General features: G+C 64.2%; 18 protein-coding genes. 5 read left to right on the forward strand and 13 right to left on the reverse strand.

All coding sequences use genetic code 11. The features are described from left to right. Positions 1-83 precede the first annotated feature (83 nt). From FJY73_05355 to mscL, 3 genes are all read left to right on the forward strand, one after another. Complete coding sequence (locus FJY73_05355; GenBank protein MBM3320086.1) at positions 84-1655, forward strand: tetratricopeptide repeat protein; 1572 nt, start codon at positions 84-86, stop codon at positions 1653-1655. Positions 1656-1689: 34 nt separating this feature from the next. After that, positions 1690-2610 carry a DUF362 domain-containing protein gene (locus tag FJY73_05360; protein ID MBM3320087.1) on the forward strand — a complete coding sequence of 307 codons (921 nt, stop codon included), beginning with the start codon at positions 1690-1692 and terminating at the stop codon, positions 2608-2610. 124 nt (positions 2611-2734) lie between these two features. After that, positions 2735-3178, forward strand: a complete 444-nt coding sequence (gene mscL / locus FJY73_05365; GenBank protein MBM3320088.1) for a large conductance mechanosensitive channel protein MscL — start codon at positions 2735-2737, stop codon at positions 3176-3178. A 49-nt stretch (positions 3179-3227) separates the two neighbouring features. Here the strand turns inward: mscL and FJY73_05370 are convergent, their stop codons facing one another. The 13 genes from FJY73_05370 to FJY73_05430 all read right to left on the reverse strand — a co-directional run bounded on the left by FJY73_05370 (position 3228) and on the right by FJY73_05430 (position 13387). Beyond that, positions 3228-3641 carry a plastocyanin gene (locus FJY73_05370; protein MBM3320089.1) on the reverse strand — a complete coding sequence of 138 codons (414 nt, stop codon included), beginning with the start codon at positions 3639-3641 and terminating at the stop codon, positions 3228-3230. 111 nt (positions 3642-3752) lie between these two features. Then, a complete protein-coding gene (tsaA, locus tag FJY73_05375) occupies positions 3753-4232 on the reverse strand; it encodes a tRNA (N6-threonylcarbamoyladenosine(37)-N6)-methyltransferase TrmO (protein MBM3320090.1) in 480 nt (159 codons plus the stop codon). A 30-nt stretch (positions 4233-4262) separates the two neighbouring features. Further along, positions 4263-6233: a TlpA family protein disulfide reductase gene (locus tag FJY73_05380; GenBank protein ID MBM3320091.1), complete on the reverse strand. Its 1971-nt coding sequence runs from the start codon at positions 6231-6233 to the stop codon at positions 4263-4265. Positions 6234-6377: 144 nt separating this feature from the next. Continuing rightward, complete coding sequence (gene atpC / locus FJY73_05385) at positions 6378-6650, reverse strand: ATP synthase F1 subunit epsilon (GenBank protein ID MBM3320092.1); 273 nt, start codon at positions 6648-6650, stop codon at positions 6378-6380. Beyond that, positions 6647-8056, reverse strand: a complete 1410-nt coding sequence (gene atpD, locus FJY73_05390; protein MBM3320093.1) for a F0F1 ATP synthase subunit beta — start codon at positions 8054-8056, stop codon at positions 6647-6649. The genes atpC and atpD overlap by 4 nt, the downstream gene beginning before the upstream one ends. A gap of 19 nt (positions 8057-8075) precedes the next feature. Further along, complete coding sequence (gene atpG / locus FJY73_05395; GenBank protein MBM3320094.1) at positions 8076-8939, reverse strand: ATP synthase F1 subunit gamma; 864 nt, start codon at positions 8937-8939, stop codon at positions 8076-8078. An 11-nt stretch (positions 8940-8950) separates the two neighbouring features. Further along, entirely contained in the window at positions 8951-10465 is a 1515-nt protein-coding gene (locus FJY73_05400; GenBank protein ID MBM3320095.1) for a F0F1 ATP synthase subunit alpha, read from the reverse strand. A 15-nt stretch (positions 10466-10480) separates the two neighbouring features. Next, complete coding sequence (gene atpH, locus FJY73_05405; GenBank protein MBM3320096.1) at positions 10481-11035, reverse strand: ATP synthase F1 subunit delta; 555 nt, start codon at positions 11033-11035, stop codon at positions 10481-10483. Next, on the reverse strand, positions 11032-11544 hold the full coding sequence (gene atpF / locus FJY73_05410; GenBank protein ID MBM3320097.1) for a F0F1 ATP synthase subunit B: 513 nt from the start codon (positions 11542-11544) through the stop codon (positions 11032-11034). Before atpF ends, atpH begins: the two co-directional genes overlap by 4 nt. 25 nt (positions 11545-11569) lie before the next feature. After that, positions 11570-11788 carry an ATP synthase F0 subunit C gene (gene atpE / locus FJY73_05415; protein MBM3320098.1) on the reverse strand — a complete coding sequence of 73 codons (219 nt, stop codon included), beginning with the start codon at positions 11786-11788 and terminating at the stop codon, positions 11570-11572. 67 nt (positions 11789-11855) lie between these two features. Next, positions 11856-12698 (reverse strand): F0F1 ATP synthase subunit A, encoded by an 843-nt coding sequence (gene atpB / locus FJY73_05420; GenBank protein ID MBM3320099.1) that lies wholly within the window; start codon positions 12696-12698, stop codon positions 11856-11858. A 4-nt stretch (positions 12699-12702) separates the two neighbouring features. Then, a complete protein-coding gene (locus FJY73_05425) occupies positions 12703-13107 on the reverse strand; it encodes a hypothetical protein (GenBank protein MBM3320100.1) in 405 nt (134 codons plus the stop codon). Positions 13108-13114: 7 nt separating this feature from the next. Further along, the gene (locus tag FJY73_05430) at positions 13115-13387 is read right to left on the reverse strand and encodes an AtpZ/AtpI family protein (GenBank protein ID MBM3320101.1); all 273 of its coding nucleotides are present in this window, start codon (positions 13385-13387) and stop codon (positions 13115-13117) included. A 219-nt stretch (positions 13388-13606) separates the two neighbouring features. Here FJY73_05430 and FJY73_05435 point away from each other — a divergent pair, with 219 nt between their 5' ends. Further along, positions 13607-14821, forward strand: coding sequence for a PP2C family protein-serine/threonine phosphatase (locus tag FJY73_05435; protein ID MBM3320102.1), 1215 nt, complete (start codon positions 13607-13609; stop codon positions 14819-14821). Next, on the forward strand, positions 14818-15342 hold the full coding sequence (locus FJY73_05440) for a phospholipase D family protein (GenBank protein MBM3320103.1): 525 nt from the start codon (positions 14818-14820) through the stop codon (positions 15340-15342). The genes FJY73_05435 and FJY73_05440 overlap by 4 nt, the downstream gene beginning before the upstream one ends. Positions 15343-15945 lie beyond the last annotated feature (603 nt).

Below are 15945 nucleotides of genomic sequence, written 5' to 3' on the forward strand. Positions count from 1 at the left end.
GAGAACCGTGAACCGTCTATTCGGACAGACGCCGATGCGACCCGCGTTCTTCGGGAACATATGCAAGAAAGAGGGATCGAATCATGAGACCGTCCGGAATCGCTCGTGTCGCGCTCGCCATTTTCGCTCTTCTCTCGCCGGCCGCGCGCTCGGCGCCTCCGGAACGGCTCGACCGCGCGGCCGCGCTCACGGTCGAGGGGGATTACGCGGCAGCGATAGGCGAGTACCGGGCGTTTCTCTCCGAAGCGCCGGACGACCGGCTCGCGCCGGTCGCGGCAATGGCGATTGCGAACATCCATCTTCGCGTTCTTCGCGACACGACCGAGGCGGAGAAGACGCTGAGTCGCGTTCTCGCCGACTATCGGGGGGCCGCCTGGGCGGCGGAAGCGGCGCGGGAGAAGGCCGCCTGCGCGCGGTCGCGCGAGAGGTGGCAAGAGGCGGCGGAGTCGTATCTTCTCGCCCTCGAGCTCGCAGCCGGAACGCCGGGTTCCGAATCCGATCAATGGATGAGCGAGGTCACGGTCGCCGCGGCCGACTGCCACTATCGGGCCGGCGACCCCGCGAAGGTGATTGAGACATACGAGAAGGCGCTTGTCGGAGAGCCGCCCCCAGAGGTCGCCGCCGTCGCTCTCTTTCGGCTCGGGGAAACGTACGAATCGAAAAACGAAGAAGAGAAGGCGGCAGAGAGCTACGCGCGTGTTCTGCGCTCGTACCCGTCATCCGAGCTTTTCGATCAGGCGATCGGAAAGCGCGAGTTGATCGATCGACACGCGGCGATCGATTGGAGACCGTACGCCGCCTACTCGGAGGCGACGCGGATGATCGCCGCCCGCGACTTGGAAGGAGCCCTCGCGAAGATCGACGAGGTTCTCGCCGCCCCTTCGGACGAAGCGCTCGCCGAGTGCGCCGAGTACCGCAAGATCGCGATCGAAACGGCTCTTCGCGCCTCCTTCCGCGAAGGGTGCGAGCGACTCGAGGCGTTCCTCGACAAGCACCCGAATGGACAGATGAGAGGAGCTGCGGAGCGGACGTTGGAGCGCGATTGGGGTCCTGCCGCCGACCTGGAAGAAAGGGTTGAGGAAGATCCCGAGAACCCGGGGCTCCTCGGCCAGCTCGGCGGTATCTATCTTCGCGCGCGCGCGCCCGGCCGCGCGATCGATTTGCTCGAGAGAGCCGCCGCGCTCGATCCGGAGAACGATCTTCTCCGTCTTCAGCTCGGCTACGCGCACGCGCAAGCGGGCGACGACACAAACGCGCTCGAGTCGTTCCGGTCCTATCTCGACCGCCACCCGCAAGACACGCGCGTGATGAACCAGATCGGCTATCTCTACCTCGGCCGCGGCGAGGCGGAGCAGGCGATCTCTTACTTCCGGATGTACGTCGAGGCCGCGCCGGATGAAGCGAACGCGCACGACAGCATGGGCGAGGGTTTGCTCGCTGCCGGGCGGTTCGAAGAAGCCGCGCGCGAATATGAGATGGCGGTCTCGATCGATCCGTCGTTTGCGAACTCGTATTTCATGTTGGGCCGTGCGCGAACGGAACTGAAGGACACCGCGGGGGCGATTGCCGCATACGAACGTTTCCTGGAGCTCAGCCCGACCGGGGCGCAGGCGGACCAGGCGCGGGCGGCGCTCGAAGAGCTTCGCGCGCAGTAGCGCCGGCGCGCCGAGCGCCGGGGGAGAAATCACCATGGACATGAACATTTCAAGACGCGAGTTTCTCAAGCGATCCGCTGTTCTCGGCGCCGGAGTCGCCGCCGGCTCTGCCGCGCTGTCGGGACGCGCGCTCCCGGCGGGTCTCGCGCGCTATCGGCCGCCGATCGACCTCGCGGTGGCGGGCGGGACATCTCCCGCCCGGAATTGCCTCGCTGCCGTCGACGCCCTGGGCGGGTTCGGGAAGTTCGTCCAACCCGGAGACAAGGTCGTCGTGAAGCCGAACCCGATCGGCTCGAGCCCGCCTGAAATGGCCGTCAACACGCATCCGGAGATGGTCGAGGCGGTCGTCCGCGAGTGCTTCGCGGCCGGAGCGGGAGAGGTCATCGTCCTCAGCCATGACGGGATGAGCTCCTTCACGGGGAACGGAACCGCGGACGCGGTCGAGCGGGCGGGCGGGACGGTGAAGGCGCTCCAGAACCGGCACGAGGAGTTCGCGGAGATCCCCGTTCCGCGAGGCCGCGTTCTCCGAACGGTCGAAATCGCAAGAGACATCATCGACGCCGACGTCTTCATCAACATGCCGATCGCGAAGCATCACGGGCAGACTCGCGTCACGTTCGCGATGAAGAACCTGATGGGCGTGAATTGGGACAGGATCTTCTTTCACAGAAACGATATCGAACGCTGCATCGCCGAGCTCGCCTCCGCGATTCCGCACAGCCTCGTGATCATGGACGCGAACCACGTGCTTCTCACGAACGGCCCGAGCGGTCCCGGCCGAGTCGTCCGCCCACAGCGGGTGATCGCCGGGATCGATCCGGTGGCGGTGGATGCGTACTCGACGCGCTTTCACGAGATTCTTCCGGAGAGGATTCGGCACATCCGCGAAGCGTACGATCTCGGCGTTGGCGAGATGCACGTGGAGAATCTCAGGATCGAGGAGGTGAACGCATAGGTAATTGGGGACAGTCACCTATTACGGTTCCCAATTACCTGTTTCGACTTTCGCAATGGGGATCGGTAATAGGTGACTGTCCCCAATTACCCCCCAATTACCCATGCAGCGAAAGGAGGCGCGTGTGTTCAAGGAATTCAAGGAATTCGCGATGCGCGGGAACGTGGTGGACATGGCGGTCGGCATCATCATCGGCGGAGCGTTTGGCGGGATTGTCGCTTCGCTCGTCAAGGATGTTCTCATGCCGCCGATCGGTCTTCTTCTCGGCAATGTGGACTTCTCGAACCTCTATCTTGTGCTGAGGGGGGGAGGGGCGGAGTTCGCCTCCCTCGAAGAAGCGGCGAAGACCGGCGCGGTCACACTGAACTACGGTGTCTTCATGAACACGGTCATCAACTTCCTCATCGTCGCGTTCGCCGTGTTCCTTCTCATCAAGAACATCAACCGCATGAAACGGCAGGAGGTGCCGGCTCCCGCCGCGCCGACGACGAAGGAATGCCCGCACTGCCTCTCCGTGATCCCGATCAAGGCGAAGCGCTGCGCGTTCTGCACGTCGGCGGTCGAGTAGCGGGAACCGGCGGAACGAAACGAGGGCGGCTTCTGCTGCCGCCCTCGCTTCATTCGAAGAGCGCTTTCACCTGTCCCCACGATGCGAAGACTTCGCAGCACGCTTCCGGTACACCGGAGAGGTTCGGCTGAACGATGATCGTCCCCGTCATCCCCATGATCTCGTGCGGTCTGCAAAAGTATGGGTACGTGCCGGCCGTGTCGCTGAAGGCGTAAAAGAACTCCGGGTTGAGCCCGCTGAGCGGAGCGTCGAAGAGGGCGCCCGCGTTCGGATCGCCCGATCCGAAGCCGCTCGTCACCGTGTGGGAGAGCGAGCCGTTCACCCATCGCACCGTATCCCCGAGCTGAATCGTGATCGAAGCGGGGACGAAGGTCGTTCCGGAAGTCGTGACAGTCGTCGTGTCCGCCAACGCAGGACCGGCCGCCGCGAAGAGGAGCGCAAAAACGAAAAACGCTCGTCGCATTCCCTATCTCCTTCACATGCAACGCGTTCGGCGGGGGGATCGGGACGCGAGTTCCCGCGAGTCTGTTCGAAAGCTAGTCACGGATTCCCAAAGCCGCAAGCGCACGGCTCTTCACGCGAACCGGTCGTCCGCCTTCTTCCTCGCGGCCCGGCGCTTGGCTTGCTTCAGCCACCCGAGACGGTCGGCCGGCGGGGCGTCCAGTTCCGGCACGTGCGGCTTGATGTCGAGGAGCGGCGTTCCGTCGAGAATGTCGACGTTTTCGATATGAAGGATCATCCCCTCGACGCGGACGAGCCGCACGACCGAGAAGCCGATCGGGTTTGGCCTCGACGGCGCGCGCGTAGCAAAGACCCCCCGCTTCTCCGAATCGAGAAAGGGGGGCACGGTCAGCTTTGGCGTGGACGCCCGATGGAAATGGTAGATGAGGACGATATGCGAGAACCCGTCGAGGTCCTTGAGGCCTTCGGCGAAATCGGGGAAGATCTCGACGGTTCCTCGAACGCCGGCCGCCCCCGTCGGCTGGATCGGCATCCCTTCGAGCTTCGTGAACGGCGTGCGAATCACGCCGATCAGCTCGAACTCGACCTTCATCGGCTTCCCCTCAGGCGGCGGCAACTGCGCCTACGCGCCCGGCGATGATCGCTTGAGCGCGAACTCGATCTTCGCGCGAAGCTCCTCGTCGCTCGACTCGCCTCCGAAACCGACGGTCCGAAAGAGAATCCTCCCCTCGCGATCGAGCAAGAAGGAAGTCGGGATCCCGGACACCTGAAAGCGGGCCGCGGCCGAAGTCTCTCCGTCCCCACCGCTGTCCGGATCGAGAAAATAGGGCATCGTGAGCCCGAGCTCTCGCCACTTCTCCGCAACGGCTTGCCGCCTTTCGTCTCCGGTTTCCCTCTCCCACACGTTGACGGGGAGCACGACGAAATCCGCGCCTTGCATCTCGCGAGCGATCGCTTCCACATGCGGAAGCGCGCGCCGGCAGGGCCCGCACCAGGTCGCCCAGAAATCGACGAGAACGACCTTGCCTCGAAAATCCGAGAGCGAGCGGGTCGTTCCGTCCTTATCCTCGAAGCGAATATCGGGCGCCTCCCAATCGAGCACGCGGCTTTCGAGCTTCGACATCAAGCGGGCGCGGCGCGCTTCCGCAACGGCGGCCGCATGCCTCTCGAAATCCTCGTTCGGCCGCGCCTTCGCGAACAGATCGCGCCAGATTGCGCGTGCTTCCTCGGATGGCTTCGCGCGCTCGGCGAAACGCTCCATCGCCGCAAGAGCGTCGGCAGGCCGCGCGGCCCGCTCGTAGAGCCTCGCGAGGTCCTCGAACACCCCCGCCTCGGCCGCCTGCGACATCACGGAGGCGAGCTCGGCGAGCACGACGGCCGCCTCGCCGTACCGCTCCTTCTTCTCGAGAACATCGGCAAGACCGGCCATCGCGCGCCCGATCGTCCACTCGTGCGATGCGGCCCACTCGGATTGCGACTCCGGTCCCGACGGAGACCATTTCTCCGCGCGCGCCTCCTCCACGCACCGTTGAAAGAGAGCTTCGGCCTCGTCGAGCTTTCCGGGTTGAGCGGCGAGCCACTCGGCGTAGGCGGTCGCCTGCTCCGTCTCCATCGGCTCTCCGCTTTGCACGATCTCGCCCGCGCGCTCGGGAGCATCGAGACGACGGAGGTAGATCGAAACGAGCATTCCTCGGGCGGTCGGAGCGGCGGGCGACCCCGGATTCGCATCCAAGAAAGCGCGAAGGCGCGCGGCGGAACCTTCCCAATCGCGTCTGTTCGCGAGGGATTCAACCGCGAGCGTCGCGATCGCCGTGTCCCCTGGAAAGCGCGCGGCGAGTCCGGCCGCGAGCGAATCGCGAAGGGCGTTCTCGCTCATCGCCTCGAACAGTCCAAGGAACTCGATCGTCCCCGACTTCGGTGCGCCCCACGTCTCCCAGCCGGCGAAGAACCCGCCCGCCTCATCTCGGACGGCGCTCTTCAGGGAATCGAGGCGGATCGGGTCGTCTCTCCGCTCTCTCATCTTGCGGGTCCAATCAACCGGTCGGAGCAATGGGTACTTCGGATCAGCGGTGCGGGCCGCGTCGAGACTCGCGGCCGCCGCCTTTCTGTCCGCTGCCATCGAGACAGGGCCTTCGAGACGCGTTTCCCCCCACTGAAGTCGCGAAAGCTGAAGATGCGCGCCCGGAGCCGCCCGTCCTTTCACATAAAAAGGAATCACCCAAGGGTTGCCGCGGTTGTTGTCGAAGACCTCGCGGTCGTCCGCGTTCACGAACGCCGCGACGAAAAGGACGGGGACCTTCGGCATCCGCTCCGCGGGGACGAAGCGAACGGTCCACACGTCCCCTTGCCTCGTCATCGGGATCTCTTCCGAGCGGAGATCGCCGCTCGCGGAGAGAAACGAGACGCGGAGATCGATTCTTTCCGCTCGCTCGAGAGGGGAACGAGAGAGAGAGGGCCGGTAGTCGATCATGAGCTCGTGATCCGCTTCCGGCTTCGCGGGGTAGACGGAGAAGGCCGCCGGTTCCGGCTGCTTCGAACAGAACGCGAAAAGACAAGTCGCGATCGCGAGAACGAGGATTGCCGAGCGCCGCATCGAGGCCTCCATTCCTCCCGCCCGCGCCGCGCCTGCGAGCGGATTTCCGTATCGATGCATCCGCCTGAAACGAGCGATCACCCCTATCGTGCGATCATCCGGGAAACCGCCGAAGCTCCGTGAGGCGGATGCGCGGTCTCGCCCCTATTCGTTCGTATCGGCCCGGTCGGTTAGAATCGTCACGCGATTCTTACATACTTCAAGAAATCCGCCGTGCGCGGTGAAGCGGCGGACCGATCCGTCGGGCGAAGTGACGCGAAGAGAGCCGAGCCCGAGAGCGGCGACGAGAGGGGCGTGATTGTAGAGAACGCCGACCTCTCCATCCACCGCGGTCGCGACGACCTTGACCGCGTCCCCCTCGAACACCCGTCCCTCGGGGGAGACGATCTCGCATCGAAAGGCCCGATCGGTTCTCACGAGACTCCCAGCTCCTTCGCGCGGGCGACGGCTTCGTCGATCCCCCCGCAATAGGCGAATGCTTGCTCGGGCAGATGATCGTATTTCCCGTCGACAACCTGTCGGAAGCTCTCGATCGTCGTCTTCAGAGGAACGTAGATCCCCTTGTGCCCCGTGAAAGCCTCCGCTACGTGGAACGGTTGCGAAAGAAACTTCTGCACCCGGCGGGCTCTCTGCACGATCGCCTTGTCCTCTTCCGAAAGCTCGTCCATTCCGAGAATCGCGATGATGTCCTGCAGCTCCTTGTAGCGCTGCAAGATCGCTTTCACCTTCTGCGCGACTTCGTAGTGCTCCTCTCCGAGCACGTTCGGATCCATGATGCGCGAGGTGGAATCGAGAGGATCGACGGCCGGATAGATGCCGAGCTCCGCGATTTGCCTCGAGAGAACCGTCGTGGCGTCGAGGTGCGTGAACGCGGCCGCCGGCGCCGGGTCAGTCAGGTCATCGGCGGGAACGTAGATCGCCTGCACTGAGGTGATCGAGCCTTTCTTCGTCGACGTGATCCTCTCTTGCAGTTCTCCCATTTCCGTCCCCAAGGTCGGCTGATAACCGACCGCCGAGGGCATGCGGCCGAGAAGCGCCGACACTTCCGAGCCGGCCTGCGAGAAGCGGAAGATGTTGTCGATGAAGAGAAGAACATCCTGTCTTGATTCATCGCGGAAGTATTCCGCCATCGTTAGCCCCGAGAGACCGACCCGAAGGCGCGCTCCGGGCGGTTCGTTCATTTGTCCGTACACGAGGCATGTCTTTTCGAGGACGCCAGATTCCTTCATCTCCAAATAAAGATCGTTCCCCTCGCGAGTCCGTTCGCCGACGCCGCAGAAGACCGAATAGCCGCCGTGCGCGGTGGCGATGTTGTGGATCAGCTCCATGATGATGACGGTCTTGCCGACGCCGGCGCCGCCGAAGAGGCCGGTCTTCCCGCCGCGGACGTACGGGGCGAGGAGATCGACCACCTTGATGCCGGTCTCGAAGATCAGCGTGTGAGGTTCCAGCGCCTCGAAGGGAGGAGCCTCGCGGTGGATCGGTCTTCTCTCCGTTCCCGCGGGGATCGGGAGCCCCTCGTCGATCGGCTCGCCGAGAAGGTTGAAAAGCCGGCCGAGAGTCGCGTTGCCGACCGGGACGGTAATCGGGCTCCCGGTGTTCTTCACCGGCATCCCGCGGACCACACCGTCCGTCGAAGACATTGCGACCGCCCGCACCTGATTCCTTCCCAGATGGTGCTGCACCTCCGCGGTCAATCGGATCCTGCGGCCGTCGACGTCTTCGTCGACGACGAGGGCAGTGTAGATCTCCGGCACGTGCTCCTCTTCGAATTCCACATCCAGAACGGGGCCGATCACCTGGACCACTTTCCCGATGCTCATGAACAAGACTCCTTCGCGCCTAAACGAGCGCCGAGGCTCCGCCCACGATCTCCGCGATTTCCTGCGTGATCTGGGCCTGGCGGGCGCGATTGTAGCTCCTCGTCAGGAGACGGATCAGCTCTTCGGCGTTGTCCGTCGCGTTCTTCATGGCGATTCGTCTGGCCGCCTGCTCTCCCGCGGCGTTCTCAAGAAGCGCCCGAAAGATCTTGTGCTCGACGATGCGGGGAAGCAGATTGCCCAGGATCGTCCGCGCCGTCGGTTCGAGAAGAAAGTCCGGGCGACGCGCCCTTTCCTCTTCGAGAGCCGGGAACGGCAGAACAACCTCCGTGACCGGCGGTTGCGACGAGAGCGAAGCGAACGATGCGTAAACGACCCGGAGCTCGTCGATCGTTCCTCGGAGAAACTCGTCGATGAAGAGACCGGCGATCTCGGATGCCTGCGCCATGGTCGGACGATCCCCGATATCCGAACGCGAGGAGGCGATCGCGTACCCCCGGTAGCGGAGAGCGTTCGCGCCTTTTCTTCCGACCGTGTGGATCTCGACATCGATCCCTTCCAGGCGCAGCCCTTCGATCGATCGGCGCGCGAGCCGGAGCACGTTCGCGTTGAACGCGCCGCAGAGCCCGCGGTTCGACGTGACGACGAGAAGGCCGACCCTGCGCCTCGTCTCCGGAACCCGAAGAAGGAGAAACTCCTCCTCGCGCGCCCCTGGCCCCGCCGCTCTGAGGATCTCCTCCAGCTTCTTTCCGTACGGGCGCGCCGCGAGCGCGCGCCGCTGCGTCTTTCTCATTCGGGACGTCGCGACGAGCTCCATCGTCTTCGTGATCTGCTTCGTTTTCTGAAGGCTCCGAATCCGCCTTCCGATCTCGCGCATCTTCGCCATCGAGCGCCCGCCTACTCTTTCGCGTAATCGGCCTTGAACTCAAGGAGCGCCGCCGCGAGAGCCGCGTCGTTCTCTTTCGTGATCTCTTTCTTCTCGGCGATGTCTCGGAGAATTCCGCCGCACGCTTCCCGCATGAACGCGAGGAACTTCGCCTCGAAATCGCGGACCTTCGCGACCGGGACGTCGTCGAGAAAGCCCTTGGTTCCCGCGTAAATCGACACGACTTGCTCCTCGACCGGCATCGGTTTGTACTGCGGTTGCTTCAAGAGCTCCACCAGGCGGACTCCTCGGTCGAGCTGCGCCTGCGTCGTCTTGTCGAGCTCCGTCCCGAGCTGCGCGAACGCCTCCAACTCCCGGTATTGGGCGAGGTCGAGCCGAAGCGAACCGGCGACCTGGCGCATGGCGCGGACCTGCGCGTTTCCCCCGACTCGGGAAACCGAAATACCCACGCTGATCGCCGGACGAACACCCGCGAAGAAGAGGTCGTTCACCAGAAATATCTGTCCGTCCGTGATCGAGATGACATTCGTCGGAATGTAGGCGGAGACGTCGCCCGCCTGGGTCTCGATGATCGGGAGCGCCGTGAGGGATCCTCCACCCTTGGCTTCGGAGAGCTTCGCGGAGCGCTCGAGAAGCCGAGAATGAAGATAGAAGATGTCGCCCGGATACGCCTCGCGGCCCGGCGGTCTTCGGAGAACGAGGGAGAGCTGCCGGTACGCGTTCGCCTGCTTGGACAGATCGTCGTAGACGCAGAGCGTGTCTTCGTTCTTCTCATACACAAAATATTCGGCCATCGCGCAGCCCGCGTACGGCGCGATATACTGAAGGGGCGCGGGATCGCTCGCGCCCGCGAAGACGACGGTCGTATAGTCCATCGCGCCGGACGCGGCGAGCCGCTCGACGACGCCGGCCACCGTCGAGGCCTTCTGGCCAATCGCGACGTAGAAGCACTTCACCCCTTGGCCCTTCTGATTGATGATCGTGTCGATCGCGATGGCCGTCTTCCCCGTCCCCCGGTCGCCGATGATGAGCTCCCGCTGCCCTCTTCCGATCGGGATCATCGAGTCGATCGCCTTGAGACCGGTTTGAAGGGGCTGTTTCACCGGCTGACGATGCACGACGCCCGGCGCGTGGAACTCCACCGGGCGACGGGAACTTGCCTCCACGGGACCTTTGTCATCGAGCGGTTGACCGAGCGGGTTCACAACGCGTCCGATCAGTGCCTCGCCGACCGGCACATCGAGAATCCGGCCGGTCCGCCGCACCTCCTGGCCCTCCACGATACGAAGGTACTCTCCGAGGATCACGGCACCGATCGAGTCCTCTTCCAGGTTCAGCGCGATTCCGTACACGCCCTCGCCGAACTCGAGCATTTCGCTCGCCATCGCTGAGCGAAGGCCGTGCACCCGCGCCACCCCGTCCCCGACCTCGAGGACCGTTCCGACCTCCTCGATCTCGAGATCCCGGTCGAACGCGCGGATCTTTTGCTTGATTACCGAAGTAATCTCTTCGGGTCTTATCTTCATGAACCAGCTGCTCCTCTATGTTCCGGGCGGGGCGAGAAGTCTCAATCTCAGCTCCCGAATGCGCCTCCTGAGGCTTCCGTCCGCAAGGATGTCTCCGATCCGGAGAACTCCTCCGCCGAGAAGTTGCGGATCCACGGTCTTCTCGAGAATCACGCGCCTACCGGCGCGCCTTGAAAGCTCCTCGACGAGGGCGGCTGCGTCCTCTTCCGCGAGAGGGGCGGCCGTCGTCACGCGTCCGCGCAGATCTCCCTTCTCTTCTTCGCAAAGCTCGACGAACGTCCCGAGCATCTCGCGCAAGAAGACCTGACGGTTCTTCTCGACGAGGAGAAGAACGAAGCTTCGAAGGTCTCGAGAAAAATGGTCGCCGAAAACCTCGCGGACAAAAGAGGTCTTGCGCGAGGCCGTCACGCGCGGAGAAACAAGAACTCTCCCGATGCGCTTCTCTCGATCGAGAACATCGAGAAGAAGCTCCGCTTCGGCCTTTCGCTCCTCGAGCTCTCCCTTCTCGCGAGCCAGCTCGAAGAGCGCGCCGGCGTAAACGCGAAGGAGAGGTCCCGCTCCCGCGTTCACGACCGCTTCCCGTCCGCGGACCGCGTCGCCTCCGCCACGAACTCCTCCACGTGACGCCGGTGGTCCGCCTCGCTCATCGCGCGGCCGATCAGTTTCGCCGCCGCCTCGAGCGCCAAGTCGACCGCTTCCCGCCGCACGCGGTCGACCGCCTGCGCTTCCTCGCTCCGGATCTCGACGCGCGCTCGCTCCAAGAGCCTCTCTGCCTCACGCTGTGAACCGGCGAGGATCTCCTCGCCGCGAGCGCCGGCCTCGGCCGCCGCTTCCGCGACGATCCTGCGGGCCTCCTCCCGGGCGCGCGTCAGGGCCTCGGCTTGTTGCTCCAGAACTCGCGCGGTTTCCTCCTTCGCGCGCTCCGCGGCCTCGATCGCGTCGAAGATTCTCTTCTCGCGGCGCTCGAGCGCCTGAAGAACCGGCCCCCACGCGATCTTGCGCAGAAGAAAGAAGAACGCGAGAAAGCTCACGACCGTCCAGATCGCGAGTCCTGGGCTGATGCTGAGAAGTTTGTCCATTCCCGCTCCCCGATCGCTCGCGCGCCTACTTGGTCGCCAGGAGCATGCAGATCACGAGAGAAAAGAACGCGACCCCCTCGATCAGAGCCGCGGCGATGATCATCGACGTGCGAAGATCCCCCGCTGCCTCCGGTTGCCGCCCCATGCTCTCGAGAGCCGCGGCCGCGAGCTTCGAAATCCCCATCCCCGCGGCCAAGACCGTGAGGCCCGCTCCGAACCCGGCGGCGATGTTTCCGATTTCCATTTCGTCTGTCCCTCCTCGTTTACTCCCTTCCGCGGCGCACCCGGCCGGCCTCGCGACCCGCAGGCCGTCAATGCTCCGGGTGTATCGCGGCGTTGACGAACAAGATCGACAAGAACACGAAAATATATGCCTGAAGAAACGCGACAAACAGCTCGAGCATGTTGATGAAAAGCGCGAAAGCGATGGCGGGGATCGCGACGGCGACCGCCTGGAAGAGGAAGATCAGCCCGAGCAGCGAGAGAATCACCACGTGGCCCGCGGTCATGTTCGCGAACAAGCGGATCGTGAGGGCGAACGGCCGGATGAAATGGCCGACGATCTCGATCGGGATCATGATCGGAAGAAGAAAGATCGGCATGCCGGGCGGCACGAGGCTCCGGAGATAGGTCCCGAGCCCCTGCTCGCGGACGCCGGCCCCCTGCGTGAGAAGAAATGTGAGGAACGCGAGCCCGCCGGTGACCGCGAGGTTCCCCGTCGCGGTCGCCATGAACGGCACGAGGCCGAGAACATTGCAGAAGAGAATGAAGAAGAAGAGCGTGAGGAAGTAGGGCGTGAAGCGGCGTCCCGATCCCTTCCCCATGATCTCGTACACCATGTCGTCCCGCACGAAGAGAATGATCGCCTCGAAGAGGTTGGTCACCGTTCCGAGCGGGACATCCGCGCGACGCAATCGTCTCGCGATCCCGCCAAAGATGAAGAGCGAAAGCACCCCGGCGATCCACATCATCAGGACGGCCTTCGTGATCGAAAGATCGAACGTCGCCCCCCCGACGCGGAAAGAGGGGAGCGGGACGAGGACCTCGTCCTGCAGGTGATGGAACAGATGGACGAAATCGAAGTGATCGGCCGAGTGGTCCGCGTGAGCCGCCGCCTCGTGCGCTCCTCTTGCGATCGCTTCGGTTCCGCTCATCGCTTCATTCCTTCGGGCGTGCCGCGCAGCGGGCGGCGCGGCCCCGCACGATGCACAAGAGCTCGAGCGCGGTGAGAGGAACGAAGGCCGAGACGATCGCGAGCGCCGCCCCCCTTCCGTTCAGTCCGGAAAGCGCGAACCCCACCCCCACCGCGCCGCCGAACAGAACGAGCCGCCCCAGGATTCCTCCGAGAAAGACGATCTGAAAGGAGCGGTGCGACGCGGGAAGCGCGCGCATCAGGAGAAAGAAGCTCGCCGCGACGGCGACGAGAGAAACCGCGATCCCGTAAGCAAGCGTCGCGGACGCCTCGGCGCCGAACGAAGCGCGGAAGATCGGGCGAAGCGAAAGGAACAGGATCGCGCTGGTCGCGACGGATCCGATCACGAACACCCGCTCAGGATGTCTCACGGCCGCACTACCTCTTCTTCTTCTCCCCGGCGGTCAGCTCGCGGTAGAGGTACACGAAACCTCCGACAGCGCCGAGAAAAGTCCCTACAAGGGTGAAGATCGGGAGGGTTCCTGCCCAGCGATCCAGCCGGTAGCCCGCGTAGAAGAACAGGAGGGTCGAGGCGGCCAGCGTGAGACCCAGATGAAGGTGGCGTCCCAGCGCGGCTTCGGTTTTCTGAGCCTCTTTGAGGGCGGCAAGACCTTTCTTCAGACGGCTCGCCTTCCCCTTTTCCCCTTCCATCGCCTTTCACCCGAAGACCTGTGAGTTTAGTTAACGATCCGCCGCGCGGCAAGGGAAAAACAAGCACGCGGCGGGCGTACCGCGCCGGTTTTCACGAAACCGGAGGAGCGCCGATCCGCCGAGGCCCCGCACCGCGGCTTCGGCGGCGATCGGCCGCGGAATGTCCCTTGCGCCCGGGTATCCGCTCCCCTACCATCACCGCGAAGCGGGAGGCATCGAATGGCCATCAGCGATCCGAAAACGTTCTATCGCAAGCTCGACGCCCTTCTCTCGAAGATCCAGATCGCTTCGGGAGTCAAGCATCAGGAGCTGATCTCCACCGTGCTCCGCGACCTCGTGGAGGAGTTCGGCCAGGAGCTCTCGATCCGGAACGGGCGCGCCTACGAGATCATCGGCGGCGAGCTCGTGCTCATCTCCGATCGGAAGAGCCCGATCGCCAGCCCGCAGGGCTTCCGCCTTTCGATGGACTACCCGCCCGTCCGCCTCCTCCTCCAACACCGGTGCTACATCTTCGACGCGGCGACGCCCGGCATCGATCCGGCCTTCGAGCAAGAGGTCGTGGGCGGCACGACTTCGGCCGCGATCGTCGTCGGAGGCGAGAGGGAGTGGGTGCTCGCGTTCGGTCTCGCCGAGGGATGGGAGCGGGAGACGATCGAGTTCTCGCTGAACGCGATCCGGAACGCCCTCGGTTATCGCCTCGAGCATGAGTGGCTCCGGGCGGATCTCGAGGAGACGCGCACGATCCAACGAAGCCTCTTCCCCGACCGCATCCCGTTGTTTTCCGGATACGAAATCGCCGCGCGCGCCGAGACCACCGAGGTCGTCGGCGGGGATTTCTACGACTTCATTCCGCTCGACGAGGAGGTGATGGGGATCGCGGTGGGCGACGCGAGCGGCCACGGTCTCCCCGCGGCGCTTCTCGTGCGCGACGTCGTCACGGGGCTTCGCATGGGCGTCGAGAAGGACATGAAGATCACGCCGGCGCTCCGGAAGCTGAACGCGGTGATTCATCGAAGCACGCTCTCGACGAAGTTCGTCTCTCTCTTCTACGGCGAGCTCGAACGAAACGGAAACTTCATGTACGTGAACGCGGGGCACAACCCGCCGTTTCTCGTCCTCGACCGCGGCGTGTTCCGGCTCGACGTCGGCGGCTCGGTTCTCGGACCGCTCCCCGAGATCCGCTTCAAGCGCGGCTTCGCGCATATCGATCGGGGCGGGCTTCTCGTGGCGTTCTCCGACGGCATCATCGAGAGGGCGAACCGAAAGGGAGAGCAGTTCGGGGAGGCGCGTCTTCAGGACACGATTCTCGCGAACCGCGGTCTCTCCGCGAAAGAGATCCTCGATGCCGTCTTCCGCGCGGCGCTCGACCATACTCGCTCCCGATGGGAGGATGACGCCACGGTCGTCGTCGTCCGCCGCCTCTCTTCGCGATGACCGAAGGCCCGCCGATCCGCTTCCTCCGAGACGAAGAGCACTACTCGATCGTGGTCGAAGAGGGGATGCTCGCGGCGCAGGAGTCCGTCCGGATCGCGACCGCCAACGTCAAGGAGATCCGGATTCGGAAGGGAAAACGTTACGTCTCGATCGTTCGCGCCTTTGAGGAGATGGCGGAGCGCGGCGTGTTGATCCGGATCCTGCACGGCGCGCCCCCGTCGCGGAGATTCCGCGAGGAAATCGACGCGAGCGGCGTTCTCTCGTCGAGCGAGCGCTTCGAGATGCTCTTCTGCCCGCGCGCTCATCTCAAGATGGTTCTCGTGGACGGCGCGTTTCTCTATGCGGGGAGCGCGAACTTCACCGGGGCCGGTCTCGGCGTCAAGAAGCCGGAGAGGCGGAACTTCGAGATCGGGTTCGCGACGAAGGACCCCGCGATCGTCCGCCTTCACGCATCGATCTTCGACGAGATCTGGTCCGGCGCCTTCTGCGATTCCTGCGGGAGGAGGGAGTATTGCAGGTAGGGGGGTGAAAGCGCGGACCGCGGGCCCCGCCCATGGTGGTGCAGCCACGCGTGCGTGGCTTGCGGTCGATCTTGACGAGCCCGCCGCGTTTCCCGTCTCGCACAGTTCTTTCTTGCATCGCGTTGCAGGTTCTCGATCCTCGGCTCAACGCCCGGGATGTCCCGTTTCCCCTTGCATGGATATCTGTTATGGTGGAACAGTCGAATGGTAGTTAGAAAGCATGGGTGGGCGGCGTGTTCTTGGAGAGTCGCGGGAGTTCCCGCGGCCGAGAACTCCCGCGATCGACGCTGTGAGAGAGGGAACACAGAAGTCGTCAGCGGTTTGCGACGAACCCTGTGGTCGCTCCGCCGCCTAGCGCCGGCGGTGGGACGCAGGTCCCCGAAGAGAACCTCGTGCTCGGAGTGCTCCGAGCAAGGCGCTAGGCGGACGGTGGTCGCGATCGCTGCGTCCTCTTTCTAACTCGCGCCTGCAGCGGGCGGGGCGGGGGCCGGAGGTGAATCCAATCCGATTCCCCCTCCCCTTCCCGCCCCGCCGCTGAGGCGCCCGTTAGAAAGCATGGGTGGGCGGCGTGTTCTTGGAGAGTCGCGGGAGTTCCCGCGGCCG

Source organism: Candidatus Eisenbacteria bacterium (assembly GCA_016867715.1).
Taxonomy (GTDB): Bacteria; Orphanbacterota; Orphanbacteria; order Orphanbacterales; family Orphanbacteraceae; genus VGIW01.